At 66.6% G+C, this 24,081-nt stretch carries 26 protein-coding genes; 11 read left to right on the plus strand and 15 right to left on the minus strand.

Annotated elements, in window-relative coordinates:
• The first annotated feature begins 14 nt into the window (after positions 1-14).
• On the plus strand, positions 15-1,610 hold the full coding sequence (locus A5724_RS32530; protein WP_067812258.1) for a (2,3-dihydroxybenzoyl)adenylate synthase: 1,596 nt from the start codon (positions 15-17) through the stop codon (positions 1,608-1,610).
• Positions 1,611-1,786: 176 nt separating this feature from the next.
• Here the strand turns inward: A5724_RS32530 and A5724_RS32535 are convergent, their stop codons facing one another.
• Positions 1,787-2,611 (minus strand): family 16 glycosylhydrolase, encoded by an 825-nt coding sequence (locus tag A5724_RS32535; protein ID WP_067812369.1) that lies wholly within the window; start codon positions 2,609-2,611, stop codon positions 1,787-1,789.
• A 64-nt stretch (positions 2,612-2,675) separates the two neighbouring features.
• Here A5724_RS32535 and A5724_RS32540 point away from each other — a divergent pair, with 64 nt between their 5' ends.
• Positions 2,676-4,052: an MFS transporter gene (locus A5724_RS32540; RefSeq protein WP_067812260.1), complete on the plus strand. Its 1,377-nt coding sequence runs from the start codon at positions 2,676-2,678 to the stop codon at positions 4,050-4,052.
• On the opposite strand, the gene A5724_RS32545 is transcribed toward A5724_RS32540, so the two are convergent.
• From A5724_RS32545 to A5724_RS32555, 3 genes are read right to left on the minus strand one after another with little or no spacing between them, the layout of a single operon-like run.
• On the minus strand, positions 4,036-4,905 hold the full coding sequence (locus A5724_RS32545; RefSeq protein WP_067812263.1) for a PhzF family phenazine biosynthesis protein: 870 nt from the start codon (positions 4,903-4,905) through the stop codon (positions 4,036-4,038). The two genes, A5724_RS32540 and A5724_RS32545, sit on opposite strands and share 17 nt — an antisense overlap.
• A gap of 13 nt (positions 4,906-4,918) precedes the next feature.
• Positions 4,919-7,447 (minus strand): RNA helicase, encoded by a 2,529-nt coding sequence (locus tag A5724_RS32550; RefSeq protein WP_067812266.1) that lies wholly within the window; start codon positions 7,445-7,447, stop codon positions 4,919-4,921.
• 6 nt (positions 7,448-7,453) lie between these two features.
• Entirely contained in the window at positions 7,454-7,837 is a 384-nt protein-coding gene (locus tag A5724_RS32555) for a nuclear transport factor 2 family protein (RefSeq protein WP_067812268.1), read from the minus strand.
• 47 nt (positions 7,838-7,884) lie between these two features.
• Here A5724_RS32555 and A5724_RS32560 point away from each other — a divergent pair, with 47 nt between their 5' ends.
• Both A5724_RS32560 and A5724_RS32565 read left to right on the plus strand, forming a co-directional pair.
• Positions 7,885-8,745 (plus strand): LLM class F420-dependent oxidoreductase, encoded by an 861-nt coding sequence (locus A5724_RS32560; protein ID WP_067812371.1) that lies wholly within the window; start codon positions 7,885-7,887, stop codon positions 8,743-8,745.
• Positions 8,746-8,910: 165 nt separating this feature from the next.
• Complete coding sequence (locus A5724_RS32565; RefSeq protein ID WP_067812270.1) at positions 8,911-9,123, plus strand: hypothetical protein; 213 nt, start codon at positions 8,911-8,913, stop codon at positions 9,121-9,123.
• A gap of 66 nt (positions 9,124-9,189) precedes the next feature.
• On the opposite strand, the gene A5724_RS32570 is transcribed toward A5724_RS32565, so the two are convergent.
• Entirely contained in the window at positions 9,190-10,533 is a 1,344-nt protein-coding gene (locus A5724_RS32570) for a salicylate synthase (protein ID WP_067812272.1), read from the minus strand.
• Positions 10,530-10,763 (minus strand): hypothetical protein, encoded by a 234-nt coding sequence (locus tag A5724_RS32575; RefSeq protein ID WP_067812275.1) that lies wholly within the window; start codon positions 10,761-10,763, stop codon positions 10,530-10,532. The genes A5724_RS32570 and A5724_RS32575 overlap by 4 nt, the downstream gene beginning before the upstream one ends.
• A 174-nt stretch (positions 10,764-10,937) precedes the next feature.
• Here A5724_RS32575 and A5724_RS32580 point away from each other — a divergent pair, with 174 nt between their 5' ends.
• Positions 10,938-11,183 carry a hypothetical protein gene (locus A5724_RS32580; protein WP_067812276.1) on the plus strand — a complete coding sequence of 82 codons (246 nt, stop codon included), beginning with the start codon at positions 10,938-10,940 and terminating at the stop codon, positions 11,181-11,183.
• Between the two features lie 5 nt (positions 11,184-11,188).
• Here the strand turns inward: A5724_RS32580 and A5724_RS32585 are convergent, their stop codons facing one another.
• The 3 genes from A5724_RS32585 to hemW all read right to left on the minus strand — a co-directional run bounded on the left by A5724_RS32585 (position 11,189) and on the right by hemW (position 13,895).
• Positions 11,189-11,893, minus strand: a complete 705-nt coding sequence (locus A5724_RS32585) for a hypothetical protein (protein ID WP_067812278.1) — start codon at positions 11,891-11,893, stop codon at positions 11,189-11,191.
• Entirely contained in the window at positions 11,890-12,405 is a 516-nt protein-coding gene (locus A5724_RS32590; RefSeq protein ID WP_067812281.1) for a sigma-70 family RNA polymerase sigma factor, read from the minus strand. The genes A5724_RS32585 and A5724_RS32590 overlap by 4 nt, the downstream gene beginning before the upstream one ends.
• 317 nt (positions 12,406-12,722) lie before the next feature.
• Complete coding sequence (gene hemW, locus A5724_RS32595) at positions 12,723-13,895, minus strand: radical SAM family heme chaperone HemW (RefSeq protein ID WP_067812283.1); 1,173 nt, start codon at positions 13,893-13,895, stop codon at positions 12,723-12,725.
• A 212-nt stretch (positions 13,896-14,107) separates the two neighbouring features.
• Here hemW and A5724_RS35275 point away from each other — a divergent pair, with 212 nt between their 5' ends.
• The 5 genes from A5724_RS35275 to A5724_RS32615 all read left to right on the plus strand — a co-directional run bounded on the left by A5724_RS35275 (position 14,108) and on the right by A5724_RS32615 (position 18,379).
• Positions 14,108-14,200, plus strand: a complete 93-nt coding sequence (locus A5724_RS35275; protein WP_369830694.1) for an Ms4527A family Cys-rich leader peptide — start codon at positions 14,108-14,110, stop codon at positions 14,198-14,200.
• Between the two features lie 106 nt (positions 14,201-14,306).
• Positions 14,307-15,977, plus strand: coding sequence for a nitrite/sulfite reductase (locus A5724_RS32600; RefSeq protein WP_067812290.1), 1,671 nt, complete (start codon positions 14,307-14,309; stop codon positions 15,975-15,977).
• On the plus strand, positions 15,974-16,678 hold the full coding sequence (locus A5724_RS32605; protein ID WP_067812292.1) for a phosphoadenylyl-sulfate reductase: 705 nt from the start codon (positions 15,974-15,976) through the stop codon (positions 16,676-16,678). Before A5724_RS32600 ends, A5724_RS32605 begins: the two co-directional genes overlap by 4 nt.
• Positions 16,675-17,379 (plus strand): sirohydrochlorin chelatase, encoded by a 705-nt coding sequence (locus tag A5724_RS32610; protein ID WP_156752554.1) that lies wholly within the window; start codon positions 16,675-16,677, stop codon positions 17,377-17,379. Before A5724_RS32605 ends, A5724_RS32610 begins: the two co-directional genes overlap by 4 nt.
• 4 nt (positions 17,380-17,383) lie before the next feature.
• Positions 17,384-18,379: a YncE family protein gene (locus A5724_RS32615; RefSeq protein WP_067812302.1), complete on the plus strand. Its 996-nt coding sequence runs from the start codon at positions 17,384-17,386 to the stop codon at positions 18,377-18,379.
• Positions 18,380-18,429: 50 nt separating this feature from the next.
• On the opposite strand, the gene A5724_RS32620 is transcribed toward A5724_RS32615, so the two are convergent.
• From A5724_RS32620 to A5724_RS32640, 6 genes are all read right to left on the minus strand, one after another.
• Positions 18,430-19,488 carry a sulfate/molybdate ABC transporter ATP-binding protein gene (locus A5724_RS32620; protein WP_067812304.1) on the minus strand — a complete coding sequence of 353 codons (1,059 nt, stop codon included), beginning with the start codon at positions 19,486-19,488 and terminating at the stop codon, positions 18,430-18,432.
• Positions 19,489-19,501: 13 nt separating this feature from the next.
• On the minus strand, positions 19,502-20,320 hold the full coding sequence (gene cysW, locus A5724_RS32625) for a sulfate ABC transporter permease subunit CysW (RefSeq protein WP_067812306.1): 819 nt from the start codon (positions 20,318-20,320) through the stop codon (positions 19,502-19,504).
• On the minus strand, positions 20,317-21,201 hold the full coding sequence (gene cysT, locus A5724_RS32630) for a sulfate ABC transporter permease subunit CysT (protein ID WP_067812308.1): 885 nt from the start codon (positions 21,199-21,201) through the stop codon (positions 20,317-20,319). Before cysT ends, cysW begins: the two co-directional genes overlap by 4 nt.
• On the minus strand, positions 21,198-22,226 hold the full coding sequence (locus A5724_RS32635; protein WP_067812311.1) for a sulfate ABC transporter substrate-binding protein: 1,029 nt from the start codon (positions 22,224-22,226) through the stop codon (positions 21,198-21,200). The genes cysT and A5724_RS32635 overlap by 4 nt, the downstream gene beginning before the upstream one ends.
• Positions 22,227-22,343: 117 nt before the next feature.
• Complete coding sequence (locus A5724_RS35280; RefSeq protein WP_369830695.1) at positions 22,344-22,436, minus strand: Ms4533A family Cys-rich leader peptide; 93 nt, start codon at positions 22,434-22,436, stop codon at positions 22,344-22,346.
• A gap of 133 nt (positions 22,437-22,569) precedes the next feature.
• Positions 22,570-22,764: a hypothetical protein gene (locus A5724_RS32640; RefSeq protein WP_067812313.1), complete on the minus strand. Its 195-nt coding sequence runs from the start codon at positions 22,762-22,764 to the stop codon at positions 22,570-22,572.
• A gap of 32 nt (positions 22,765-22,796) precedes the next feature.
• Here A5724_RS32640 and A5724_RS32645 point away from each other — a divergent pair, with 32 nt between their 5' ends.
• Positions 22,797-24,014, plus strand: a complete 1,218-nt coding sequence (locus A5724_RS32645) for an FAD-dependent oxidoreductase (RefSeq protein WP_067812315.1) — start codon at positions 22,797-22,799, stop codon at positions 24,012-24,014.
• Positions 24,015-24,081: the final 67 nt, after the last annotated feature.

Here is a 24,081-nt window from a genome sequence, read left to right on the forward strand (position 1 = left end):
CCTATATTCGAGCTATGAAAAGCCCTACGTCAGCCACTGCGCACCCCACGTCGCTCGCCGGTTTCGTGCCTTTTCCGCCCGACCGCGCGGCCTCCTACCGCGCCGCGGGCCTTTGGCAGGGGCGCCCGCTGGACTCAGTGCTGCGAGACGCCGCGACGAGGTGGCCAGACCGGGTGGCCGTGATCGACGGCGACGGCAGCCACACCTATGCCGAACTCGATGACCGCGCCGACCGCGCCGCCGCCGGCTTCGCCGGTATGGGCATGGCGCCAGGCCATCGCGTCCTGCTACAACTGCCCAACTCGTGCCGATTCGCGGTGACGCTGTTCGGGCTGTTGCGGTCGGGCGCCGTCCCTGTGATGTGCCTGCCCGGGCACCGACTGGCCGAGCTGTCCCACTTCGCGGAGTTGAGCCAGGCGAGTGCCATCGTGATCGACGACACCGCACCAGGTTTCGACTACTGCGCGCCGGCCGAGGAGTTGGTGCGGACACACCCGATGACGATGGTCACCGACCTGGCCACCGAATCTTGCGCGCCCCCAACGGTTGACGTCGACACCGAGGCCCCCGCACTCCTTTTGGTGTCGGGCGGGACCACCGGCGCACCGAAGCTCATCCCCCGCACACACGACGACTACGTCTACAACTTCTCAGCGAGCGCACGACTGTGCGGGCTGACCGGCGATGACGTCTACTTGGTCGCACTTCCTGCGGCGCACAATTTCCCGCTGGCCTGTCCCGGCCTGCTCGGCGCGATGTCCGTCGGCGCCACAACGGTTTTTCTCAGCGATCCGAGCCCTGAGTCGGCGTACGCGGCGATCGCGCGGCACGGCGTGACCGCCACCGCGCTGGTGCCTGCGTTGGCCAAGTTGTGGACGCAGGCATGTGAGTGGGAACCGCAGCGGCCGACGACACTGCGGTTGCTGCAGGTCGGCGGCGCCAAACTCGGTGCCGACGACGCGGCGGCGGTTCGCGCGGCGCTGACACCGGGCCTGCAGCAGGTGTTCGGGATGGCCGAAGGCCTGCTGAACTACACCCGCCTCGACGATCCGGCCGAAATCGTGGACCGCACGCAAGGCCGACCGTTGTCCGAGCACGACGAACTGAAGGTGGTCGACGATGCAGGCGTCGAGGTGGCCGCAGGCGACGAGGGTGAACTGTTGGTGCGCGGGCCGTACACGTTGAACGGATACTTCAACGCGCCGAATGCCAACGAGCGGTCGTTCACCCCCGACGGCTTCTACCGCACCGGCGACCGCGTGCGCCGGTTCGCCGACGGCTACCTCGAAGTCACCGGCCGGATCAAGGACGTGATCGTCCGCGCCGGCGAGAACGTGTCAGCACTCGATCTGGAAGAGCACCTGCTGACCCATCCGTCGATCTGGGCCGCCGCCGCGGTGGGGATTCCCGACGAATTCCTCGGCGAAAAGATCTGCGTCGCAGTCATTTTCAATGGACCGCCGGTGACGCTGGCCCAGCTGAACACTCATCTCGAGCAGCGCGGCGTTGCGGTACATGCCCGCCCGGACGTGCTGGCGCCGATGTCGACCTTGCCCACCACCGCGGTCGGCAAGGTCGACAAGAAGGCGATCGTCCGCGAGCTTTCCTAGGACGTGATCCAATCCTCGGGCTCGCCCAACTGGCGCCGGCGTGGAAGAAGCCGTGCTCATCATTCGACGTGCTGAGGCGGATCCTCGGCCTACCCTCGCAAGGCGCGGCCTCCGATGGACCGCGTCATGGATAGGAGCGACAACCTCCGCCGACTCCGACGTTTTCCAGTGGCGGCCTACCAGACACGCACGTAGTCGACCAGCATGTCGGCCGGGTAGGTGCCCTGACCGGGATCGCCGCCGCCCGATCCGGCGACCGCGAGGTTCACGATCGGAAACAGGGTGTAGCCGGGTTCGTTGAAATGCCAGTCCGGCAGCGAATTCGCCGCCACGCTGAAATACGGCTGGGCACCATCGGTGTAGTCCTTCCAGAACCGCATTCCGGCGTCGTCCCACTGCACGCGCCAGGTGTGCCAACCGCTGTCGACGGTGATCCCCTGCGAGACGTGTTCACCGCCGTTCAACAGTGCGTGCACGGTGGTGCCCGCGGCCCAGTGGCCGTTGCCGTACCACTCCATCAGGTCGACTTCGCCGCCGTTTTGCGGATTGTTGTTGGCCAGATACCAGGCGGGCCAGCAGCCGGGGGTCAGACAATTGAGCTTGATCCGAGCCTCCCACGTGGTGCCGATGGGACCCCGGTACTTACCGAACAGTTTGCCGCTGTAGTAGGTGTTGCCGTCCTTGGCAGCGCGGAACACCAGGTTGGACTTGCCGTCGAGGAACACGTTTCGGCGGTCGTCGCGGTACTGGCCGACGTTCTCCGGCAACTCCCAGTACGTCGGGTCTTCCATGCTTTCGCGCTCCGTCGCGGTTTCCCACTTCGACGCGTCGGGTGCCGAGCCGGCGGGCCCGTCGAACTCGTCCTGGAAAAGGTAGCCACGAGGTGGCGGCGCGGAGGGTGGTGGCACCGATCTGGACGGGGCGGCACCGGCAGTTTGGGCGGGCATCGCGGCAGCCAGCGCGGCGATACCGGCCAGCGAGATCGCGTTGCGGCGATTCATGTTGGACACCCCAACAGGAAAGCCGGTCTGCCCGTCGGGCGCAAATGTCGGTTACCGTCCCCGAATGAGCGATGAGTTGACGGCACACAGCCAAACCGGTCCGACACGCGCTCCGACCAGCACCAGGCGGGCTGTGCTCAACACGGTCAGAGGCTCCGCAGGGAACCTGGTCGAGTGGTACGACGTCTACGTCTACACCGTGTTCGCCTCCTATTTCGAGGCGCAGTTCTTCGACGAGAACGACACCAACTCGACGGTGTACATCTATGCGATCTTCGCGGTCACCTTCGTGATGCGACCGATCGGATCGTGGTTCTTCGGCCGCTACGCCGACCGTCGGGGCCGCAAGGCCGCGCTGATGCTCAGCATCACGATCATGTCGGCCTGTTCGTTCTTGGTGGCTGTGATGCCGACGCGCGAGGTGCTCGGCTACTGGGCGGCGGTGATCCTGGTCATCGCCCGGCTTGTGCAGGGCTTCGCCACCGGCGGCGAGTACGGGACGTCGGCGACGTACATGTCCGAAGCGGCGACGGCGAATCGGCGTGGTTTTCTGTCGTCGTTCCAATACGTCACGCTCATCGGCGGCCACGTGCTGGCGCAGTTCACCCTTCTGATCGCACTCCACTTCCTCGATGACGACGCCCTGCACGCGTGGGGGTGGCGGATCGGCTTCTTCATCGGTGGGGTCGCCGCGCTGGTGGTGCTGTGGATTCGCCGTTCGATGGACGAATCGCTCAGCGAGTCGCATCTGGAGTCCATCCGCGAGGGCAAGGACCGGGCGGCGGGTTCGGTCAAGACGCTGTTCACCGTGCACTGGCGGCCGCTGCTGTTGGTGTTCCTCATCACCGCGGGTGGCACCATCGCGTTCTACACCTACAGCATCAACGCACCCGCAATCGTCAAGTCCACCTTCGGTTCTGACCGTTCGTTGACGGCCACCTGGGTGAACCTGATCAGCCTGATCTTCCTGATGCTGCTGCAACCCGTTGGTGGGCTCATCAGCGACCGGATCGGCCGCAAGCCGCTGCTGGTCTTCTTCGGGGCCGCAGGCGTCCTCTACACATACGTCCTGCTGACGTTTCTCCCCAAGACCGAATCGGCGATCACCGCCTTCGCGCTGGTGTGCGTCGGCTACATCATTCTCACCGGCTACACCTCGGTCAACGCGATCGTGAAGGCGGAGTTGTTCCCCGCTGAAATCCGGGCGCTGGGCGTCGGATTGGGTTATGCGGTGGCCAATTCGGTGTTCGGGGGCACCGCGCCGATGCTCTATCAGGCGGCCAAGCCCGACCACATTCCGTTGTTCATCGGCTACGTCACCGTGGTGATCGGCGTCAGCCTGTTGGTCTACATCTTCGCGTTGAAGAACAAGGGGGAAACGGTGCTGGACCGCGAGCAGGGCAGCGCGTGGGCGGTGCCCACGGTCAGGGCAGCACGTTGAGTCGGCCCGAGCCAACCATCACCACATCGCCGCCGACTCTGACCAGGACACCGCCGCCGGCGCTGCGCGCCGAAATGCTGATCCACGACGGGCGACCCATGAACCGGCCCTGATGTAACTCGGCGTCCTGACCGTCGGCGAGTAGGCCGTGCCGATGAAGGTAGGCGGCCACACAACCCGCCGCGCTGCCCGTCGCGGCGTCCTCGACGACGCCGTCGTTGTTCCAGTGCCTGCCTTCTACCGCGTCGACGTCGAGTAGATAGGCGTATTGCGCCCCGATCTCGGCCAAGGCCGCCCCTAGTCCCCGATCGGCGATGTGGGCCCCAGCGAGCGCTCCGCGGCGCAGCGGCACGATCAAATAGCGCAGACCAGTGGACACCACTTCCAGGGGTAGCCGACTGGCGAGGTCGCCGGTGGTCACTGAGAACCACGACGCCACCTGTGTGCGGGATACGTCAGCCGGTTCGCCGAGGAAGTGGGCCCGCATATCTGGTAACGCCGCATGAAAGGCGTTCGGGCCGCGGCGCTCGGTCTCGACCGTCAGCGGACCGGACGTCAGCTCCAGCGTCCAGCGTCCGCGAACGTCGTCATCGGCGTGCCGGTGATGAAGGACTGCCGCTGCGCCGATCACGGGATGGCCCGCGAAGTCGAGTTCCTCGAACAGGTCGAAGATCCGCGCCCGCCAATGACCCTGCGCCTCAGGGTGATCGAGGAAGATCGACTCGAATTGCCGAAGTTCTGCTGTGATCTGCGCCATCTGACCGGTGTCGAGGCCGCGCGTATCGGGGAAGACGCTAAGGCTGTTACCGCCATACGGCGTCGACGTGAACACATCGACGAGCTCGAACTGCATCTCGCGCCCCGATCTAGTCCAGTCGCCCGGCGTCGAGCACCCGAATGACGGCCGCGCCTTCCTCGTCTGAGGCGTCGAGGTCGACCTCGACGTCGAAACCCCAGTCGTGGTCGCCTGCCGGGTCGTCGAGGATCTGCCGCAGCCGCCACAGCCCGGGCTGCCGGTCGATGATCAGCAACGCCGGTCCTCTGGCGTCGGCCCCGGTGCCAACGTCATCGTGGTCGGCGAAGTACGCGTCGATGACGTCGTCCCACCGTTCCGACGTCCACCCGGAGTCGGCGTCCAACCGCCCGAGTTCGTCGGCGCGGCGCCGCGCGAACAACTGCACGCGTTTGAACAACGCGTTACGGACCATCGCGGTGAACGCGCGTTCGTTGCCGGTCAGTGGACGGGTCGGTACCGCGACGGGCTTTTGCAACGGCTCCTCAGGACTGGTCAGCTGCTCCCATTCGTCGAGCAGGCTCGAATCCACTTGGCGGACAAGCTCACCGAGCCACTCGACGATGTCTGCCACCTCGTCGGTGCGGGCCGCCGTCGGCACTCCGGAGCGCAACGCCTTGAACGCGTCGGAGAGATAGCGCAGCACCGCGCCCTCGGACCGGGCCAGGCCGTACACGCTGACGAACTCTCGGAACGTCAAGGCGCGCTCCCACATCTCGCGCACCACCGACTTCGGCGACAGTCGCCCGTCGGCCGCCCACGGGTTGCTCTGCAGGTAGACGTCGAAGGCGTGGCCGAGGACCTCTTCCAGCGGCTTGGGGTAGGTGACGTCGTCCAGCAGTTCGATGCGCTCGTCATACTCGATGCCGTCCGCCTTCATCTGCGCGATGGCCTCTCCCCTGGCCTTCTTCAGCTGGGCCGCCAGAATCGGGCGAGGGTCCTCCAGCGTTGCTTCGATGACCGAAACGACGTCCAGCGCAAAGGTTTCCGATACCGGATCGAGCATGTCGACGGCGGCCAACGCGAATGTCGACAGCGGTTGGTACAGCGCGAAGTCGGGCGGCAGGTCGACGGTCAGCCGGTAACGCCGCCCGTCGGGCTCGGGTTCGGCGAGCCGTTCCACGACGCCGGCCTGCAGCAGCGAGCGCGCGATGCCGACCGCCTCCCGGATGTGGGCAAGTTGGCGCTTGCGCGGTTCGTGGTTGTCGGTCAGCAGTCTGCGCATCGCGGTGAAGGGATCACCTGGTCGGTCGACGACGTCGAGGATCATCGCGGTGGACACCCGCATGTTGCTGGTCAGCGGTTCCGGGGCGGCGTCGACCAGCCGCGTCATGGTCGACTCGCTCCACGGCACCATGCCTTCGGGGGCCTTGCGGCGCACCAGCTTTCGTCGCTTCTTCGGATCGTCGGCAACCTTGGCGAACTGTTTGAGGTTCTCCACTTCGTGGTCGGGGGCCTGGACGACGACGGTACCCGCGGTGTCGTAGCCGGCCCGGCCGGCGCGGCCAGCGATCTGGTGGAACTCGCGGGCGTTCAGCAGCCGGGTGCGGGTGCCGTCGTACTTCGACAGCGCCGAAAACACGACGGTGCGGATCGGCACGTTGATGCCGACGCCGAGAGTGTCTGTGCCACAAATGACCTTGAGCAGCCCGGCCTGCGCCAGCTGTTCGACCAGTCGCCGGTACTTGGGCAACATCCCTGCGTGGTGCACGCCGATCCCGTGCCGGACCAGACGCGACAGCGTCGCCCCGAACGTGGAGGAGAACCGGAAGCCGCCGATCAACTCGGCGATCGCCTTCTTCTCTTCCTTGGTGCACACGTTGACACTCATCAGGGCCTGCGCACGCTCGAGCGCTGAGGCCTGGGTGAAATGCACGACGTAGATCGGCGCCTGTTTGGTGTCGAGCAGGTCGCTGATCGTCTCGTGCATGGGGGTGGTCGCGTAGGAGTAGAACAGCGGGACCGGTCGCTCGGCGTTGGCGACCAGCGCTGTGGGCCTGCCGGTGCGGCGGGTGAGGTCGTTGCGCAGGAACGTGACGTCGCCTAGCGTCGCCGACATCAGCAGGAATTGCGCCTTCGGCAGTTCCAGCAGCGGCACCTGCCAGGCCCAGCCGCGGTCGGGGTCACCGTAGAAGTGGAATTCGTCCATGACCACGAGGCCGATGGGGGCGTCCGCGCCTTCACGCAACGCAATGTTGGCCAGCACCTCGGCGGTGCAGGCGATGATCGGCGCTCCAGCGTTGACCGCGGCGTCGCCGGTGAGCATGCCGACGTTGGCGGCGCCGAACACGTCGCAGAGCGCGAAGAACTTCTCGCTGACCAACGCCTTGATCGGCGCGGTGTAGTAGCTGCGCCGTCCGGCCGCCAGCGCTGCGTACAGCGCGCCGGTGGCTACCAGCGACTTACCCGATCCGGTCGGCGTGGCCAGCACGACGTTCGCGCCGCTGACCAATTCGATCAGCGCTTCCTCCTGCGCCGGGTACAGCGCGGTGCCCTGCGCCTCGGCCCACGCCGCGAAGGAGGTGAACAGTTCGTCGGCGTCGCCACTGATTGCGCGCAACGCGGACAGGTCGGCGGGATCGTCGAGAAGCGGTGACGCCATGACGCGTCAGCCGCGCGGCGGCGGCTGGGAGCCGGCGTTCTCGGGGTCGACCTCGACGGCGTACGACGTGATGGCCGTGATCTCGTCTCCGTCGAATTCGTAGATGTCGCAACTGGCGACCGCGGTCATGCCGTCGGGGCGGGTGTAGCGGGCGAAGGTGTCGACGGCGACGGTGTCGGCGCCCGCCGCGACCACGTAGCGGTCGTAGCTGGTGGTGGTGCCTTCCAGGCTTGCCAGCGTCTCGCGGCAGGTGTGCCGCACCGCGTCGGCGCCCTCGAGCACCATGTACCCGACGATCGTCCAGCGCACATCCCTGGCGAGGTGCGGCAGGGCTTCGTCGAACCGATGCTCGGAGAACGCGCGGCCGACGGCGCCGGGATCGAATGCCATGTGCCGACGGTAGCGTGAGTGTCTCGGCGAACGAAAAGGATGTGCGGGTGCAGCTAGCGGGTGTCGGCGTGTGGAGTGGCCAGTTGGAATACGGTGACCCCGGGGAGGTCGCCGACGCCGCAGCCGAGTTGGAGGAGTTGGGTTACACCGCGCTGTGGGTGCCCGACATCGGCGGTCCGGTCCGCGAAGCCGTCGAGCACCTGCTCGCATCGACCACACAGGCGGTGATCGCCACCGGCATCCTGAACCTGTGGCTGCACGAGGCATCCGATGTCGCCGCCTGGTACTCATCGGTGACCGAGTCGCACGGAGAACGCATGCTGCTCGGCATCGGCTGCAGTCATGCGCCGCTGATCGACTCCACCGAGCCCGGCCGCTACCGCAAACCGCTGGCGGCGACGCGCGCGTTCCTCGACGCCATCGATGCCAGCGCGACGCCGGTGCCGATAAGCAACCGGGTGTTGGCCGCGCTGGGGCCCAAGATGCTGAAACTCTCGGCGCAACGTGCGGGCGGCGCGCATCCGTATCTGGTCACTCCCGACCACACCCGCGCAGCTCGCGAGGTCCTCGGTGACGGGCCGCTGCTGCTGCCTGAGCAGACGGTGTTGTTGACCGAAAGCCGCGACGACGCACGCGCCGTCGGAACCGATTGGCTGCGTGCGTATCTCGCGCTCCCCAACTACGCCAATAACTTGCTGCGCTCCGGCTTCACGCAGGACGACATCGACTCGGTCAGTGACCGGTTGTTCGACGCGATCATCGCCTGGGGCGATGAAGAGGCGATTGCGAAGAGGGTCGACGAGCACCGGCAGGCCGGCGCTGACCACGTCTGCATCCAGGCGCTCACCGCCGATCGGCGCGAATTCCCGCGCGAGCAGTGGCGCCGCCTGGCGCCTGCGCTGACGTAGCCGCTGCACGCCGCAGCAAAATAGGGAATCTCTCCCCATGTAGGTATTCGGGCGTTGCCCGACCGTGAATGCCCGACCGTGAATGCCATGAACACGAACCATTCACGTCGGCAAGCGGCCGAGACTGCATCGCGGCACGGCTCTACTCGAACTTCGCGTGCTGGAATGCCGTTTCGGCGGGGTGCTGGAGCCCTCACCGCCGCGGCGGCAGTCGGTGCGCTGGTCAGCGGGTGCGGTAGCTCGGACACCGAGACGGCCGAGACCGCGTTGGCGGGCAAGCAAATGCCCAACGTGGTGGCAGCGACGGCCACACCCGTGGTCCACCAGGAGGCGACGCCGCCCAGGTTGTTGACCGCGACCGCGCCCGAACGGTCATGACGGAACCGCAGGCAGTACCGGCGCCGTGTGAGCAAACGTCAAGAACGGCGCGGGCGCACCCGAGGCCTAACCGATACGTGGCACCAAGTGTGGCGCGAGCGTCGTCAGCTTCTCGCAGGTCTCCTCGAACTCGCGATCAGGTGTCGACGCCGCGATGATGCCCGCCCCGGCACGCAACCAAGTCCTGCCTTCCGCCTCGTAGGCAGAACGCAGCGCCAGCGCGGCGTCCATCCCACCGTCAGCCGAAAACATCACCACCGCGCCGGAATACAGACCGCGTGGACCCTCGTCGAGGCGCAGTATCGCGTCGACACTCTGCGCCTTGGGAATACCGGAGGCGGTGACCGCGGGGAACAGCGCCTCCAGCGCATCCATCCGGTCTTTCGACGGATGCAGCCGCGCACCGACCGTCGACCCGAGATGCTGCACGCTGCCCCGCTCCCGCACCGTCATGAAGTCCTTCACCACGGCGGTACCGGGCTCGGCGACCTCGGCGATCTCCTGCAGCGAGCTGCGCACCGAGATCGCATGCTCCACAATCTCTTTGGAGTTGGACTCGAGGTCGTCACGGGCCGCCTTGTCCTTGTCCTCACCGCGACCGAATGCCCGGGTGCCCGCCAACGGCTCGGTCACCACCACCCCGTCATGATGTACGGCGGCGACAAGCTCGGGGCTGTAGCCGAGCGCCCGCAGACCGCCGAGCCGCAACAGAAACGAGCGGGCCGGCGTGTTGTGCTTTCGGCCCACCCGGTAGCTCGCGGGGAAGTCCAGTGCGAATGGCACATCGACCCGGCGCGACAGGATCACCTTCTGATAGCGGCCGCCGACGATCTCGTCGACCGCGGTGCGCACGCGGCCCCGGTAGCCGCCCGCGTCGGTGTGCACATTGATCGGATTCGCCTGTGGCGCTGCCGGGATCCCGTCGGCCAGCAGTCGCTGCAGCACGTCGAGGTGACGCCCGTCGGGATGGTGCACCACCACCTCGGAATGCGTCACGATCACCTGCGTGCGCGGTGCGAAGATCCGCGCGAGCGGAGTACCCGCGGGCAGCTCGCGCTGCAACCCGAACTTGTAGGCGCCGAACTCGAATGCGACCCAACCGAATACCTGCTCGGCCTCCAACAGCAGCCGGTCGATCGCTTCGCCCAGTACTTCCGCCGGCCGACCGGACCAGGCTTGGCGCCGCAAGCCGTCGGCCGTCACCCTCAGTTCGTCGCTGTCCAGTTCGACGAGCACCCGCACGCCGCTGGCCAGGATCCAGCGGCCGTCGTGCTCGTAGACCAGGTAGTCCTCGTCGGCGCGCTCGGGCAGCGCGGAGGCGAGTTCGGCCACCAGATCAGCGGGTGCGATGCCCGGCGGCACGACGAACGACAGACTCTCCGAGCTTGTCTCGACGCTTACGTCAGTCACATCAGTGTCCTTCTGTACGTGGCGCTGCCAGCCATCGACGAACCCGTCGCCGAAGCGTGTTGGGCCCAGAACTCAGCGTGTTGACCGCCGCGTGTGATCGCTTCCGCGCGAGTACCGCTGTCTTCGACGGTGCCGTCGGCCGAGAGCACGGCGATGTTGTCGGCGGCGCTCTCGCTCGATTCCGCCCACGTGTCGCGCTCGGCCTCCAGCGACTGTTGCGCGGCCGTCATCACCCCTCCACTGCCGACATAGGTAAGGTTTGCCTAACCCTAGTGGGCGGACGCCGGAATGTGGGACCTACCGCCCCTGGCCGTCTACCAAAGTCGGGTAGTCCACTACCCGTGTCCCATGCGACCTGCGGCCGTACCGTTCGATCAACGGAACGGCGCAGGTGGGAGGAACCGATGATGGTCCATTCGGCCGACGACGAGGCCATTGTCGACATCGTCAAAGAGGCGATCAACAGCGGCAAGAGCACAACGCTGTATCTGACCTCGGCACAGTCCATCGCCGTGCGGTCATGGCTGTTGACCCCGGAGGCCGATTCGGCGGTCAAAAGACTCCGGCGCCACAGCGGTTTGGCCATGCTCGCCGGGCGCAACGTCAGCAGGCTTCGATCCTCTGCCCTCTGGTGCGCCGAGTCGGCGTAGCCGGCCTACCGCAGCGTCTTGATCGCCAATGGCTCGTCGGTGCCCGACACCCGAATGTCGACGGTCTTGATGTGCGACGTCGGGATGCTCGTCGCGGCCGACAAGCCGGTCGCTTCGTCGCCTGCAGGCTTCCATGAACCCACCGAGTGCTGCGCGCCGTCGTTCGTCGTCACGACGATGTCGTAGCTGCTGACGTTGCGTGACCAGTCCTTCGTGTACTGGCACGCCCAGTTCAGTTCGGTGCCCCACTTCTTCTCGGTGACAGCGAGTTCGGCGGTGAGTCCACCCCGCGGCGTCGGCTGCATCGCCTGCATCGCCACCGTCTGTGGCGGCGCGGAGTCCGGGAAGACCGTCGCGCCGACGATTCCGCCCGCGATCAACAGCGCTGCCGCTGAGGCGACTGCCGCCGCGAGCCAGGTTCGCCGGGTGCGTTGCTGCCGCTTGGCGGCCGCCTGGGCGAGCGAGGCGATGTTGTCGGGACGCTGCTCGGCAGGTGGTGCCCCGGCAAGGTCGGTCAGCGCGACCGCTTCGTCTCGGCTGAGCGCGTTGAGAATGCCCGGCATACCGGCGAACTCGGTCAGTTCGGCGGCCCGCGCCGGGTTGGCGGCCAAATAACCTTCGTAGGTCCGCCGGTCCTCCAGGCTCAGAGCGCCAAGCACATACGCGGCGTCCCATTCGGCAAGGTCGTCGTCGGATGCGAAATTAGTCACCGCACAACCCCCCTTTCCTGCAACGCGATTCGCAACGCGCGAAGCGCGTAATGAAGCCTGGACTTGACTGTTCCTTCCGGAATACCCTCTTGGCGCGCAATATCTGCCACTGTCTGGCCGAGATAGTAGGCGCGCACGATCGCGCTGCGATGCTCCGGAGACAACGACAGCAGCGCGTCGGAGAGGATCCACTTGTCGAAAGCCGGACCGATCACGTCCGGCGTTGGCTGCTCGGGCAGGAACTCGCTTTGCAGTTCGCGGGTGTAGCGCGCGCTGCGCCGGTCGTCGATGACCAGATTGCGCGCCACGGTGTACAGCCACTTGCGCACGTTCTCGGGCGGCTGCTGCAGGACTTCCGGCTTGCGCCAGAGTCGCAGCAGCGACTCCTGCACCACGTCCTCGGCGAACGGCATGTCGCCTCTGGTCAATCTCAATACGTAGCGCAGCAGCGGTTGGCCGTGCTCGTCGTGCACGGCCCGCAGCAGCGCGGCCTGCTCGGAATCCTCAGTCATGCTTCATGCCCCGCGCATCCCTTGCTCTCGGTCAGCCTTTCGTTGAGCACAACGATGCAACGCGTGTGAATCGTTCAAAGCGATTTGGAAGATTCCACAACTTCTCAAAATAGTGTCAGAGCGCGGTGGGTTCGCGGCACATACACACATGAGTTCGGTGATGCCAAGGTGACGGACCGCTCGGGTGTCCTGCCAGGAGATCGCAGACACCGTGTCCGCATGGTTGGCGGAGTTGGGCGCGCCGTGGGGGCGGGCGATTGGCCCGCTGCCCACTCCATCGGTGACTTCCTGTCCGTCGAGGTGACCGCGGTCGCCTGTTAGCTCAGCAGGGTGCGCACCACGGCGTCGGCCAGCAACCGGCCCCGGTCGGTGAGCACCAGCCGATCCCCCCGCAACCCGACCAGACCGTCGGATACCGCGGTGTCGGCGCGCGCCCGTTCGTCGTCGTCCAACACCGCCGTCGGCAGCCCGTCGCGCAGCCGCAGCCGCAGCATCACGTCCTCGATGTGCTGTGTGCCCGCGTCCAGCTGTTCGAAATCGGCCACCGGCAGCAGGCCGTCGGTCAAGGCTTGGGCATATGCGTTCGGGTGCTTGACATTCCACCAACGGGTGGCGTCGACATAGCCGTGTGCGCCAGGGCCCGCGCCCCACCACTCGCCGCCGTTCCAGTAGCCGATGTTGTGCCTGCACTCCCCGCCGGGTCTGCTCCAGTTGGATACCTCGTACCAGTCGAAGCCCGCGGCGGACAGCCGCGCGTCGAGCTGTTCGTAGCGCTGCGCCAGCACGTCGTTGTCGGGGGCCGCGATTTCGCCGCGACGCACACGACGGGCCAGCGCGGTGCCGTCCTCGACCACCAGCGCGTAGCCGGACACATGGTCGACGCCCGCGTCGATCGCCGCGTCGACCGAGCGGTGCAGATCGTCGTCGGTCTCCCCCGGTGTGCCGTAGATGAGGTCGAGGTTGACGTGGTCGAAGCCTGCGGCGCGGGCTTCACGGGCCGCGTCGAGCGCCCGACCCGGTGAGTGCACCCGGTCGAGTACCTCGAGCACGTGCGGACTCACCGACTGCATGCCGAGCGACAACCGGGTGAACCCGGCCGTCCGGAGTCGCGCGAAGAAGGCTGGCGAGGTGGACTCCGGGTTGGCCTCCGTCGTCACCTCCGCATCGGGGGCCAGCCCGAAGTGCGCGCGGATCGCGTCCAGCACCGCCGCCAGCCCGTCGCCGCCCAACATCGAAGGTGTGCCGCCGCCGACGAACACGGTGTCGACCTGCGGCGAGCCCAGCCGCGACGCCGCCAGGCCCAGCTCGACGCGCAGCGCGTCGAGCCATCGCTGCGGGTTGGCGCCGCCCACTTCGGTGGGCGTGTAGGTGTTGAAGTCGCAGTAGCCGCACCGCGTCGCGCAGAACGGTACATGGATATAGATGCCGAACGGCCGGCCCGGCGTCGACGCCAGGTCAGGTAGCGCGACAGGCGTCGTTCGGACCGTCATACAGCCAGTCTCCCAGAGCCGCTCCGCCACCCCTCAGGCGCCGAACGTTCCGTACCGCTCGAAAAATCACCGAAATTTCGAGCGGTAAGGAACGTTCGCGGGGACAAGGAGGACAAGGACGAGAGACGGGACGTGGGCCGACTTTTGCTCACCGTGAGCACAAAATTCCCCCGGTTAGGGCATATGTCGGTGTCCGTGGCAGAATTGGCAACGTGACTGTCGCCTGCTTCCCCCAGCGCGTATCGCTGGTTGCGCGGCGGCATGTCGACTTCAAGCGCGTTTGTACGTGTTGTTGTCTGCCTTGACGCGCTGACCTGCCCACCTGTTCTTTCAGCTGGCCGCCGGATCTGCGCCGCCGGACAGCCGCCGGTGAATCGCGCGATCCGGCTCCAATAAGGAGCCACACCAAATATGACCACCGCAAAGCCCGTCAAGCGCCCGCGTGGCGAGGGCCAATGGAAGCTCGGCTATCGGGAGCCGCTCAACCCGAACGAGCAGTTCAAGAAGGATGACGACGCGCTGAACGTGCGCAGCCGCATCGTCGACATCTACTCCAAGCAGGGCTTCGACAGCATCGACAAGCAGGACCTACGCGGCCGGATGCGCTGGATGGGCCTTTACACCCAGCGAGAGCAGGGCTACGACGGCACCTGGACCGGCGACGAGAACGCCGATCTGCTCGAGGCCAAGCACTTCATGATGCGGGTGCGCTGCGACGGCGGCGCGCTGTCAGCGGCCGCGCTGCGCACCATCGGCGAGATCTCCACTGAGTTCGGCCGCGACACCGCCGACATCAGCGATCGCGAGAACGTGCAGTATCACTGGATCCGGATCGAGGACGTGCCGCAGATCTGGGACCGGCTGGCCGCGGTGGGCCTGCAGACCACCGAGGCGTGCGGCGACTGCCCCCGCGTCGTGCTGGGCGGGCCGCTGTCAGGTGAATCGCTGGACGAGGTGCTCGACCCGTCGTGGGCGGTCGACGAGATCGTCCGTCGCTACGTCGGCAACCCGTCGTTCTCGAACCTGCCGCGGAAGTACAAGACGGCGATCTCCGGATTGCAGGATGTGGCGCACGAGGTCAACGACATCGCGTTCATCGGCGTCAACCATCCCGAGCACGGCCCCGGCCTGGACATCTGGGTCGGTGGCGGGCTGTCGACCAACCCGATGCTGGCCCAGCGCCTCGGCGCGTGGGTTCCGCTGGAAGAGGTGCCCGACGTCTGGGAGGCGGTCACCTCGGTGTTCCGCGACTACGGCTACCGGCGGCTGCGCAGCAAGGCCCGGTTGAAGTTCCTGATCAAGGACTGGGGGGTGGAAAAATTCCGCCAGGTCGTCGAGGACGAATACCTGGGCCGCAAGCTGATCGACGGGCCCGCGCCGGAGCCGGTCAAGCACCCGATCGACCACGTCGGTGTGCAGAAGCTGAAGAACGGTAAGAACGCAGTCGGCGTCGCGCCGATCGCGGGTCGGGTGTCGGGCACGATCCTGCAGAAGGTCGCCGACCTGGTCGAGGCGGCAGGATCGGATCGGGTGCGGCTGACGCCGTACCAGAAGCTGGTCATCCTGGATGTGCCCGACGACAAACTCGACGCGCTGGTGGCCGGCCTTGACGCGCTGGGTCTGCCGTCGAATCCGTCGGGGTGGCGCAAGAACCTGATGGCCTGCACCGGCATCGAGTACTGCAAGCTGTCGTTCGCCGAGACCCGCGGTCGGGCGCAGGTGCTGGTGCCGGAGTTGGAGAAGCGGCTCGAGGACATCAACGCCCAACTCGACGTGCCGATCACGGTCAACATCAACGGCTGCCCCAACTCGTGCGCCCGCATCCAGGTCGCCGACATCGGGTTCAAGGGACAGATGGTCGACGACGGCAACGGCAACTCGGTCGAGGGCTTCCAGGTGCACCTGGGCGGCAGCCTGGGCCTGGACAGCGGGTTCGGCCGCAAGCTGCGCCAGCACAAGGTGCTGTCCAGCGAGCTGGGCGACTACATCGACAGGGTGGTCCGCAATTTCGTGAAACAACGCGAGCAGGGCGAGCGTTTCGCGACGTGGGCGGTACGAGCAGACGAGGCGGATTTAAGGTGACCGATTTGCATACCGAGACAGACCTGCAAGCACTGGCCGAGCGCGGCGCCGCGGAGTTGGACGGCGCCAACGCGCTGGATCTGCTGCGCTGGACCGACGAGAACTTCGGCGGTGACTACGTGGTGGCCTCCAACATGCAGGACGCGGTGCTGGTCGACCTGGCCGCCAAGGTGCGCCCCGGCGTGGACGTGTTGTTCCTGGACACCGGATACCACTTCGTCGAGACCATCGGCACGCGCGACGCTGTCGAGGCGGTGTACGACATCAACATCGTCAACGTCACGCCGGAGAACAGTGTCGAGAAGCAGGACGAACTGTTCGGCAAGAACTTGTTCGCCCGCGAACCCAACGAATGCTGCCGGATGCGCAAGGTCGAGCCGCTGTCGGCGGCGCTGCGCGGATACTCCGCATGGGTGACCGGCATTCGCCGTGTCGAGGCGCCGACGCGCGCCAACGCGCCTTTGATCAGTTGGGACAAGGCTTTTGGGCTGGTGAAGATCAACCCGATCGCGGCGTGGACCGACGAGGAGATGCAGGCCTACATCGACGCCAACGACGTGTTGGTCAATCCGCTTGTCTTCGAGGGTTATCCGTCGATCGGCTGCGCTCCGTGCACCGCGAAGCCCGCCGAGGGCGCCGATCCGCGCAGCGGCCGGTGGGCGGGTACGTCGAAAACGGAATGCGGTCTGCACGCATCATGAGCACTCTGGTCCTCACCGCGCACGGCTCCGCTGACCCCCGATCGGCGGACTCGGCGCACGAGGTCGCCAACACGATCCGCAGGATGCGACGCGATATCGACGTGCGAGTGGCGTTCTGCGAGCAGAACTTTCCCAATCTGCGGGACGTGCTGGCAGCGACCGGGGGCAACGCGGTCGTCGTACCGTTGCTGTTGGCCGACGCGTATCACGCGCGGGTGGACATCCCTGCGCTCATCGCGGAGTCGGGCACGAATGCGGTACAGGCGGACGTGCTCGGCGAGGATGACCGCCTGGTCGCGGTGCTTCGGCAGCGCCTGACGCATGCGGGGGTGTCGCAACTCGATTCCAACGTCGGCGTCCTGGTCACCGCGGTGGGTTCGTCACGCCCGCAAGCCAATGCGCGCACCGCGCTGGTTGCCGAGTATCTGGCGCAGCACACCTGCTGGATCACGACGACCGCCTTCGCGACGGGTCCGCAGCCCACTCTCGCGGAGGCCGCCGACACGCTGCGCAGCCGCGGTGCCACCCGACTGGTCATCGCGCCGTGGTTCCTCGCCCACGGGCGGATCACCGACCGGGTAGCCGAATACGCACGCGCGCACGGCATCCCGGTGGCCGCTCCCCTCGGCCCGCACCGCCTGGTGGCCGACACGGTGCTGGACCGGTTCGATCAGGCTCTCGAGGACCGCGCAGCGGCCTGAGCCGGTGATCGCCAGGCTGCTGCGCGCGGTGGTCATCGTCGCGGTGATCGCCACGGGATGCGCGACCCATTCCTCTTCGCCGCTCCCTTTGCGCGCCGCAGGCGACATCGCGCTCCCGGGAGACAACTCACGGTTTGATTACGCGAGCCTCGATACTGAGCGTGGTCTTCTGTTCGTTGCTCATCTGGGCGCCAGCGAGGTCATCGAGATCGACGTGCGCGCGAACCGGGTGGTCCGAACGGTGCCGAACATCTCGCACGTGCACGGCGTGTTGGTCGTCAACGCCTTGGGTCGGGTCTTTGCAACGGCGACGGGCATGAATCAGGTGGTTGCCGTCGACGAGAACACAGGCGCGGAGTTCCGGCGCGCGCCGACGGGTGAGTATCCCGACGGGTTGGCATACGACCTGCGCCGCAACGCGATCTGGACCACCAACGAGACGGCTGGTACGGAAACTGTCGTCGACGCAGCGACACTGCAACCACGCGGCACGGTTGACCTCGGCGCCGAGGTGGGCAACGTGGGCTACGACCCGGCGATCGATCGGATGCTGATCGCCGTGCAGGGTCGCAACGAGTTGGCCGTCGTCGACCCCGGCGCAAAGGCCGTCGAAAGACGAGTCGCGCTACCGGGCTGCGACCATCCGCACGGTGTGAGCGTCGACTCATCTGACAGGTTGGCATTCGTGGCATGCGATCACAACGCCACGCTGGTCACCGTCGACGAAAACGACTGGCATGTGATGGGCGCCAACCCCGTCGGCGAGGACCCCGATGTTCTCGCCTACGACGCTGCCGCCCATCGGTTGTACGTTGCAGCAGAGAGCGGCACCGTCACCGTGCTCGAACTTCGTGATCGTGCGCTCACCCTGCTGGGTTCTGGTCATCTGGCAGACGGGGCGCACGTGGTGGCGGTCGATCCGACCACGCACCGCAGTTTCTACCCGGTTCCGAACGGACCGGACGGGCATCCGGTGCTGCTGGTCCGGACAGCCACATAACTGCGCGAGCAGCCCCAGCTTGCGCCTGGGCCCAGCTCACGCAGAGAAATCTAGGCCTTCGTCAGCGCCTCGTCCTCGTCGGCGTTGTCCGACCGTGGAATCTCCGTGCCGCCGGGCAACGGAGGGATCCGGGTGGCGCGCACGTACACCGTGTCGCCTTCCTTCAAGCCGAGCGCCTCGGCGTCGCCGCGGGTGATCTGCGCGGTGAACGGCGTGTGATCGGCCGCGCTGGTCAACTCGACGCGAACCTCGAAGCCCAGCATGACAATTCGGTCGATGGTGGCCCGCAACACCCCGGTGGCCTGTACCGAGTCGTCTCCGCCCGCGATCGCCATCTCCGGGTTGCGCCCGACGCGGATGTCGTGCGGCCGGACCAGCGAGCCGTTCAGCGACGACACCGCGCCGAGGAACGACATCACGAACGCGTTGGCGGGCGCGTCGTACACCTCCGTCGGCGAACCGACCTGCTCGATGCGCCCCTTGTTGAGCACCGCGATCCGGTCGGCGACATCGAGCGCCTCCGACTGATCATGGGTGACCAACACGGTGGTGACGTGGACTTCGTCGTGCAGTCGTCGCAACCACGCGCGCAGGTCTTCTCGGACCTTGGCATCCAGCGCACCGAACGGCTCGTCGAGGAGCAACACTTCAGGATCGACCGCGAGCGCCCGCGCCAACGCCATGCGCTGGCGCTGCCCACCCGAGAGCTGATTGGGATAGCGGGTCTGAAAACCGGCCAGCCCCACCACTTCCAGCAGGTTGTCGACCTTCTCCTTGATCTCGGCCTTCGGCCGCTTGCGGATCTTCAACCCGAATGCGACGTTATCGCGGACAGTCAGATGCTTGAACGCGGCATAGTGCTGGAACACGAAGCCGATACCGCGCCGCTGCGGCGGGATACGCGTGACGTCGCGGCCGTTGATGGTGATGGTGCCGGTGTCGGGTAGGTCGAGCCCCGCGATGGCGCGCAGCAGGGTGGACTTGCCGGAGCCGCTGGGTCCCAACAGCGCGGTAAGCGACCCGGACGGCACCTTGAAGTCGACGTTGTCCAGCGCCGCGAAGTCGCCGTAGTGCTTGTTGGCACCCCGCACGACGATAGCGTCTGTCATTTGTCCGTTCTCCTTATGCCTGCTTGCTCGCGCGCGAACGCCTGGCGTCAAGAATGATCTGAACGATCAGGACGATCACCGCGACCGTCATCAGCAGTGTGGACACGGCGTATGCGCCGTACTCGTTGCCGCGGTTGTACCGGTCCGCCACCAACAGAGTGAGGGTCTGCGAAGTCCCCGGCAGGTTGGACGACACCATGATCACGCCACCGAACTCACCAAGGGTGCGGGCGATCGTCAGCACCACGCCGTACGTGAGCCCCCACCGGATCGAAGGAAGGGTGACCTTCCAAAACGTCTGCCACCACTGCGATCCCAGCGTTGCGGCGGCTTCTTCCTGATCCGTGCCGATCTCGTGCAGCACCGGTTCGACCTCCCGGATCACGAATGGCACCGTGACGAAGATGCTCGCCAGCACGATGCCCGGGAAACCGAAGATGATCTTGAGGCCGAGGTTGTTCTCGACGAACCCGAACAAGCCCGCCGAACCCCACAGCAGGATCAGTGCGACACCGACCACGACGGGTGACACCGCAAACGGCAGGTCGATCACCGCCTGCAGTGCGCTCTTGCCGCGAAATCTGTTGCGCGCCAACACTAACGCTGTCGGTACCCCGAACAAGACGTTGAGCGGTACCACGATGGCCACCACGAGCAGTGAGAGCTGCAACGCCGACAGTGCCGCCGGGGTGGTGATCGAGGCGAAGAAGGTTCCGATACCGGGCTGGAACGTGCGCCACAGGATCAGGCCGACGGGCACGATCACCAGAATCCCGATGTAGGCCAAAGCAACATAGCGGAGCAGATGCCGGACGGCGGGCGACAGAGTCATTGCGCAAGTTCCTCACGCTTGGCCGCCCGCGATCCCACGGCGCGCAAGATGAACAGCACCACGAACGAAACCACAAGCAGCACAATGGAGATCGCGGCCGCGCCGGTGGGGTCGTCATTCTCGATCAGGGTGCGGATCCACTGCGACGACACCTCGGTCTCACCGGGCACTGCCCCGCCGATCAGCACCACCGAGCCGAACTCACCGATGGCGCGCGAGAAGGCCAGGCCCGCACCGGACAGCAGGGACGGCAGCAGGGCGGGCAGGATCACCTGGGTGAAGATGGTCGCGTTGTTGGCGCCCAGCGAGGCAGCCGCTTCCTCGGTTTCGCGGTCGAGTTCCAGCAGCACCGGCTGCACCGAGCGCACCACGAACGGCAGCGTGACGAACAGCAGCGCCACCCCGACTCCCCATTTGGTGTGCTGCAGATGAAGGTCCACCGGGCTGTTCGGTCCGTACAGCGCGAGCATCACAAGGCTGGCGACGATCGTCGGCAGCGCGAACGGCAGGTCGATGACGGAGTCCACCAGACGCTTGCCGGGAAAGTCGTCACGAGTCAGCACCCAGGCCACCACCAGGCCGAACATCAGGTTGACCACCGTGACGCCCACCGAGATCGACAGAGTCACCCGGAACGACTCCAGCGCCGCGTTCGAGGTGACGGCTTTCCAGAAAGCACTCCACCCGCCGCCGGCTGACTGCCACACGATCGCTGCCAGCGGCAGCAACACGATGATGCTCAGCCAGATTGATGCCGCGCCCACCCGCAGCGTCGTCGTCCCGTACCGCCCTCTGAAGAGGCCGGGCGCCCGGCCGCCCTCACCGTTTCCGGTGAGTTCTGGCCGGGTCGCCTCCGGATTGGGTTCGACAGTAGCTGTCATCCAGTCGCCTGCTTGTAGATCTTGGTGATGCTGCCGTTGTCCTTGTCGAACAACGCGGGATCAACCGCGCTCCATCCTCCCAGGTCCGCGATGGTCCACAACTTCTGCGGCGCCGGGAAGTCCGCGGCGAAGTCCTGGGCCACCGACGGGTCAACGGGACGGAAGCCGGCCTGCGCCCAGATCTTCTGTCCTTCCTTGGTGAACAGGTAGTTCTTCAACGCGGTGGCCTTGTCCAGGTGTGCGCTCGAAGTCACCACAGCGACCGGGTTCTCGATCTTGAACGTCTGCGGCGGGTTGATGTGCTCGACGGGCTTGCCCTGCCGCTCGGTGTTGATCGCCTCGTTCTCGTAGCTGATCAGCACGTCGCCGGTGCCCTGCAGGAAGACGTCGGTGGCCTCGCGGCCGGAGCCCGGCCTGGTCTTGACGTGCTCGGTGACCAGCTTGTTGACGAAGTCGAGCCCGGCCTGGGGGTTCTTGCCACCGTCGCTCTTGGCTGCGTACGGCGCCAGCAGGTTCCACTTGGCGGATCCGGAGCTCAGCGGGCTCGGGGTGACCACCTCGAGCCCGGGCTGCAGCAGGTCATCCCAGTCCTTGATGTTCTTCGGGTTGCCCTTGCGCACGACGAGCGAAACGACGGACCCGAACGGGATGCCCTTGGTGGCGTCGGCGTTCCAGTCCTTGGCCACCTTGTCGGCCTTGACCAGGCGGGTGACGTCGGGCTCCACCGAGAAGTTCACGATGTCGGCGGGCTTGCCGTCGACGACGGACCGCGACTGGTCGCCCGACGCGCCGTAGGACGTGGTCACCGCGACGCCTTTGCCTTCGGGGGTCGCCGCGAACGCCGGAATGATCTTGCTCCAGCCCGGCTCCGGCACCGCGTAGGCGACCAGCGTCAGCGTGGTGTCCGCAGCCGCCGTCGAACTGCCTCCTGCCACGTCGCTGGAGCCGCCGCCGCAGCCCGCGAGCAGGGTCGCCGTCGCAGCGAAGATGGCGCCGTAGCGCCAGGATTTGCGGATGTTGACCATTGAGGACCTTCCTTACCGGGGACGAACGGACGAGCCCGTCGCGACGGCAAGGCGAGTAATCAGTACCTGGGCATCCAGACAGCCGCTACCGACACCAGACCGCGGACGGATATGGAGTCAGCGACAACAACAGACATCTGCGACAGCCGAGAAACCCACGGCAATGAGGGCCAGTATGTGGCCGCTCTTGTTGCCGGTCGCTGTGCGCATGGCGCGAAGAATAACAGAGTTCGAGCACACGCTCAGCGGCGGCTTAGCCCGCGTAACGAGTTAGCAGCCACGTCACGATCACCAGGACCACGAGAATGACGAGCACCAAGGTGACCCGAGATCGCGGCATGGCTTACTCCTCGTCCTCGTCTTGATGGCGCACCCGCCGCATCAGCCGGATGCCGTTGCCCAGCGCACCGTCGAGCAGGATGGCGATGCCATAGGCGAGGGCCAGCACGACCGGCATCACCACGGCGGTCTGCGCAACGAACGGCAGCCCGGACAGCCACAGTTCGACGCCATCCCACCAGTTGAGGAAGCCGCCCACCCGGCCAGCGTAGGCGATGCGAAAATGACCTGATGCCTGCGGACAAGACCACTTGTGTGATCGCCGGCGGCGGGCCCGCGGGCATGATGCTGGGCCTGCTGCTGGCGCGCGGCGGCGTCGAGGTCACAGTGATGGAGAAACACGCAGACTTCCTGCGCGACTTCCGCGGCGACACCGTGCACGCCAGCACGCTGCGAATGCTCGACGAGCTCGGTCTTGCCGACGAGTTCGCCCATGTGCCGCACCGCGTGATCGAGACGCTGACGATGACTGTCCAGGGCACCGAGGTGGGTGTGGACCTGAGCCGAATTCCCGGTCCGCACAAGCACATTGCGTTGGTGCCGCAATGGGACTTCCTCGAATTGCTTGCCGCTACAGCCGAAAAGGAGCCGACGTTCACGCTGCTGAGAAGCACCGAGGTGCTCGGCCCGATTCGAAACGGCAACAAGGTCGTCGGTGTCCGCTACCGCGACAGCGACGGCCAGGACCGGGAATTGCACGCCGCGTTGACGGTGGCCTGCGACGGCCGCTCGTCGACGCTGCGCACGGCAATGGGGTTGACACCCAAGAACTTCGGCGCGCCGATGGACGTGTGGTGGTTCCGGTTGCCACGCAACCCCGACGACCCGCACGGTCTGGCAGGCGTGCTCGGCACCGGGCACGCGCTGGTGGTCATCGACCGCGGGGATTACTACCAGTGCGCGTTCGTCATTCCCAAGGGCCGCGACGCCCAGTTGCGTGCGCAAGGCATCGAGACGCTGCACCGCGAGGTGGTGGCGCTGGTGCCTTGGCTTGCCGACCACGTCACCTCGCTGAGGTCGTTCGACGATGTCAAACTGCTCGACGTGCAACTCAACCGGTTGCACCGCTGGTACGCCGACGGCCTGTTGCTGATCGGGGATGCGGCGCACGCCATGTCGCCGGTCGGCGGCGTCGGGATCAACCTGGCCGTCGCCGACGCGGTGGCGGCGGGCGCCGCGCTGGCGCGCCCGCTGCGGCGCGGCACAGTCACCCCCAAGCTGTTGGCCCGGGTGCAGGCACGGCGCTGGCTGCCCGCCGCGTTGGTTCAGGCGGCGCAGCGGGCCGTCCACGCCCGCGTCATTGCGGTCGCGGTTTCGCCAGGTCGGACCGCCGAGCCGCCGCTTCTGGTGCGGTTGGCCGCCCGGGTGCCTGCCCTGCGCGTGGTGGCCGGCTACGCGATCGCGATCGGTCCGCTGCCCGAGCACGTGCCGGAGTTTGCCCGCCGCTGAGTCGACCGCAGGCGGACACGCAGCCCGACGAGTGGACGACGGGGCGTTCGGCAGTCGATGATGTCGG

It is taken from the genome of Mycobacterium sp. ACS1612 (assembly GCF_001667505.1).
Classification (GTDB): Bacteria; Actinomycetota; Actinomycetes; order Mycobacteriales; family Mycobacteriaceae; genus Mycobacterium.

Excerpts from the sequence above, each read along its gene's own strand:
- A5724_RS32530 (WP_067812258.1), top strand. The coding sequence starts at position 15 with ATGAAAAGCCCTACGTCAGCCACTGCGCACCCCACGTCGCTCGCCGGT.
- A5724_RS32580 (WP_067812276.1), top strand. The coding sequence starts at position 10,938 with ATGATGGTCCATTCGGCCGACGACGAGGCCATTGTCGACATCGTCAAA.
- A5724_RS32535 (WP_067812369.1), bottom strand. The coding sequence starts at position 2,611 with ATGAATCGCCGCAACGCGATCTCGCTGGCCGGTATCGCCGCGCTGGCT.
- A5724_RS32645 (WP_067812315.1), top strand. The coding sequence starts at position 22,797 with ATGCCTGCGGACAAGACCACTTGTGTGATCGCCGGCGGCGGGCCCGCG.
- A5724_RS32540 (WP_067812260.1), top strand. The coding sequence starts at position 2,676 with ATGAGCGATGAGTTGACGGCACACAGCCAAACCGGTCCGACACGCGCT.
- A5724_RS32565 (WP_067812270.1), top strand. The coding sequence starts at position 8,911 with ATGCCGTTTCGGCGGGGTGCTGGAGCCCTCACCGCCGCGGCGGCAGTC.
- A5724_RS32620 (WP_067812304.1), bottom strand. The coding sequence starts at position 19,488 with ATGACAGACGCTATCGTCGTGCGGGGTGCCAACAAGCACTACGGCGAC.
- A5724_RS32545 (WP_067812263.1), bottom strand. The coding sequence starts at position 4,905 with ATGCAGTTCGAGCTCGTCGATGTGTTCACGTCGACGCCGTATGGCGGT.
- A5724_RS32610 (WP_156752554.1), top strand. The coding sequence starts at position 16,675 with ATGAGCACTCTGGTCCTCACCGCGCACGGCTCCGCTGACCCCCGATCG.
- A5724_RS35280 (WP_369830695.1), bottom strand. The coding sequence starts at position 22,436 with ATGCGCACAGCGACCGGCAACAAGAGCGGCCACATACTGGCCCTCATT.
- A5724_RS32635 (WP_067812311.1), bottom strand. The coding sequence starts at position 22,226 with ATGGTCAACATCCGCAAATCCTGGCGCTACGGCGCCATCTTCGCTGCG.
- cysW (WP_067812306.1), bottom strand. The coding sequence starts at position 20,320 with ATGACTCTGTCGCCCGCCGTCCGGCATCTGCTCCGCTATGTTGCTTTG.
- A5724_RS32555 (WP_067812268.1), bottom strand. The coding sequence starts at position 7,837 with ATGGCATTCGATCCCGGCGCCGTCGGCCGCGCGTTCTCCGAGCATCGG.
- A5724_RS32575 (WP_067812275.1), bottom strand. The coding sequence starts at position 10,763 with ATGACGGCCGCGCAACAGTCGCTGGAGGCCGAGCGCGACACGTGGGCG.
- hemW (WP_067812283.1), bottom strand. The coding sequence starts at position 13,895 with ATGACGGTCCGAACGACGCCTGTCGCGCTACCTGACCTGGCGTCGACG.
- A5724_RS32590 (WP_067812281.1), bottom strand. The coding sequence starts at position 12,405 with ATGACTGAGGATTCCGAGCAGGCCGCGCTGCTGCGGGCCGTGCACGAC.
- cysT (WP_067812308.1), bottom strand. The coding sequence starts at position 21,201 with ATGACAGCTACTGTCGAACCCAATCCGGAGGCGACCCGGCCAGAACTC.
- A5724_RS32550 (WP_067812266.1), bottom strand. The coding sequence starts at position 7,447 with ATGGCGTCACCGCTTCTCGACGATCCCGCCGACCTGTCCGCGTTGCGC.
- A5724_RS32600 (WP_067812290.1), top strand. The coding sequence starts at position 14,307 with ATGACCACCGCAAAGCCCGTCAAGCGCCCGCGTGGCGAGGGCCAATGG.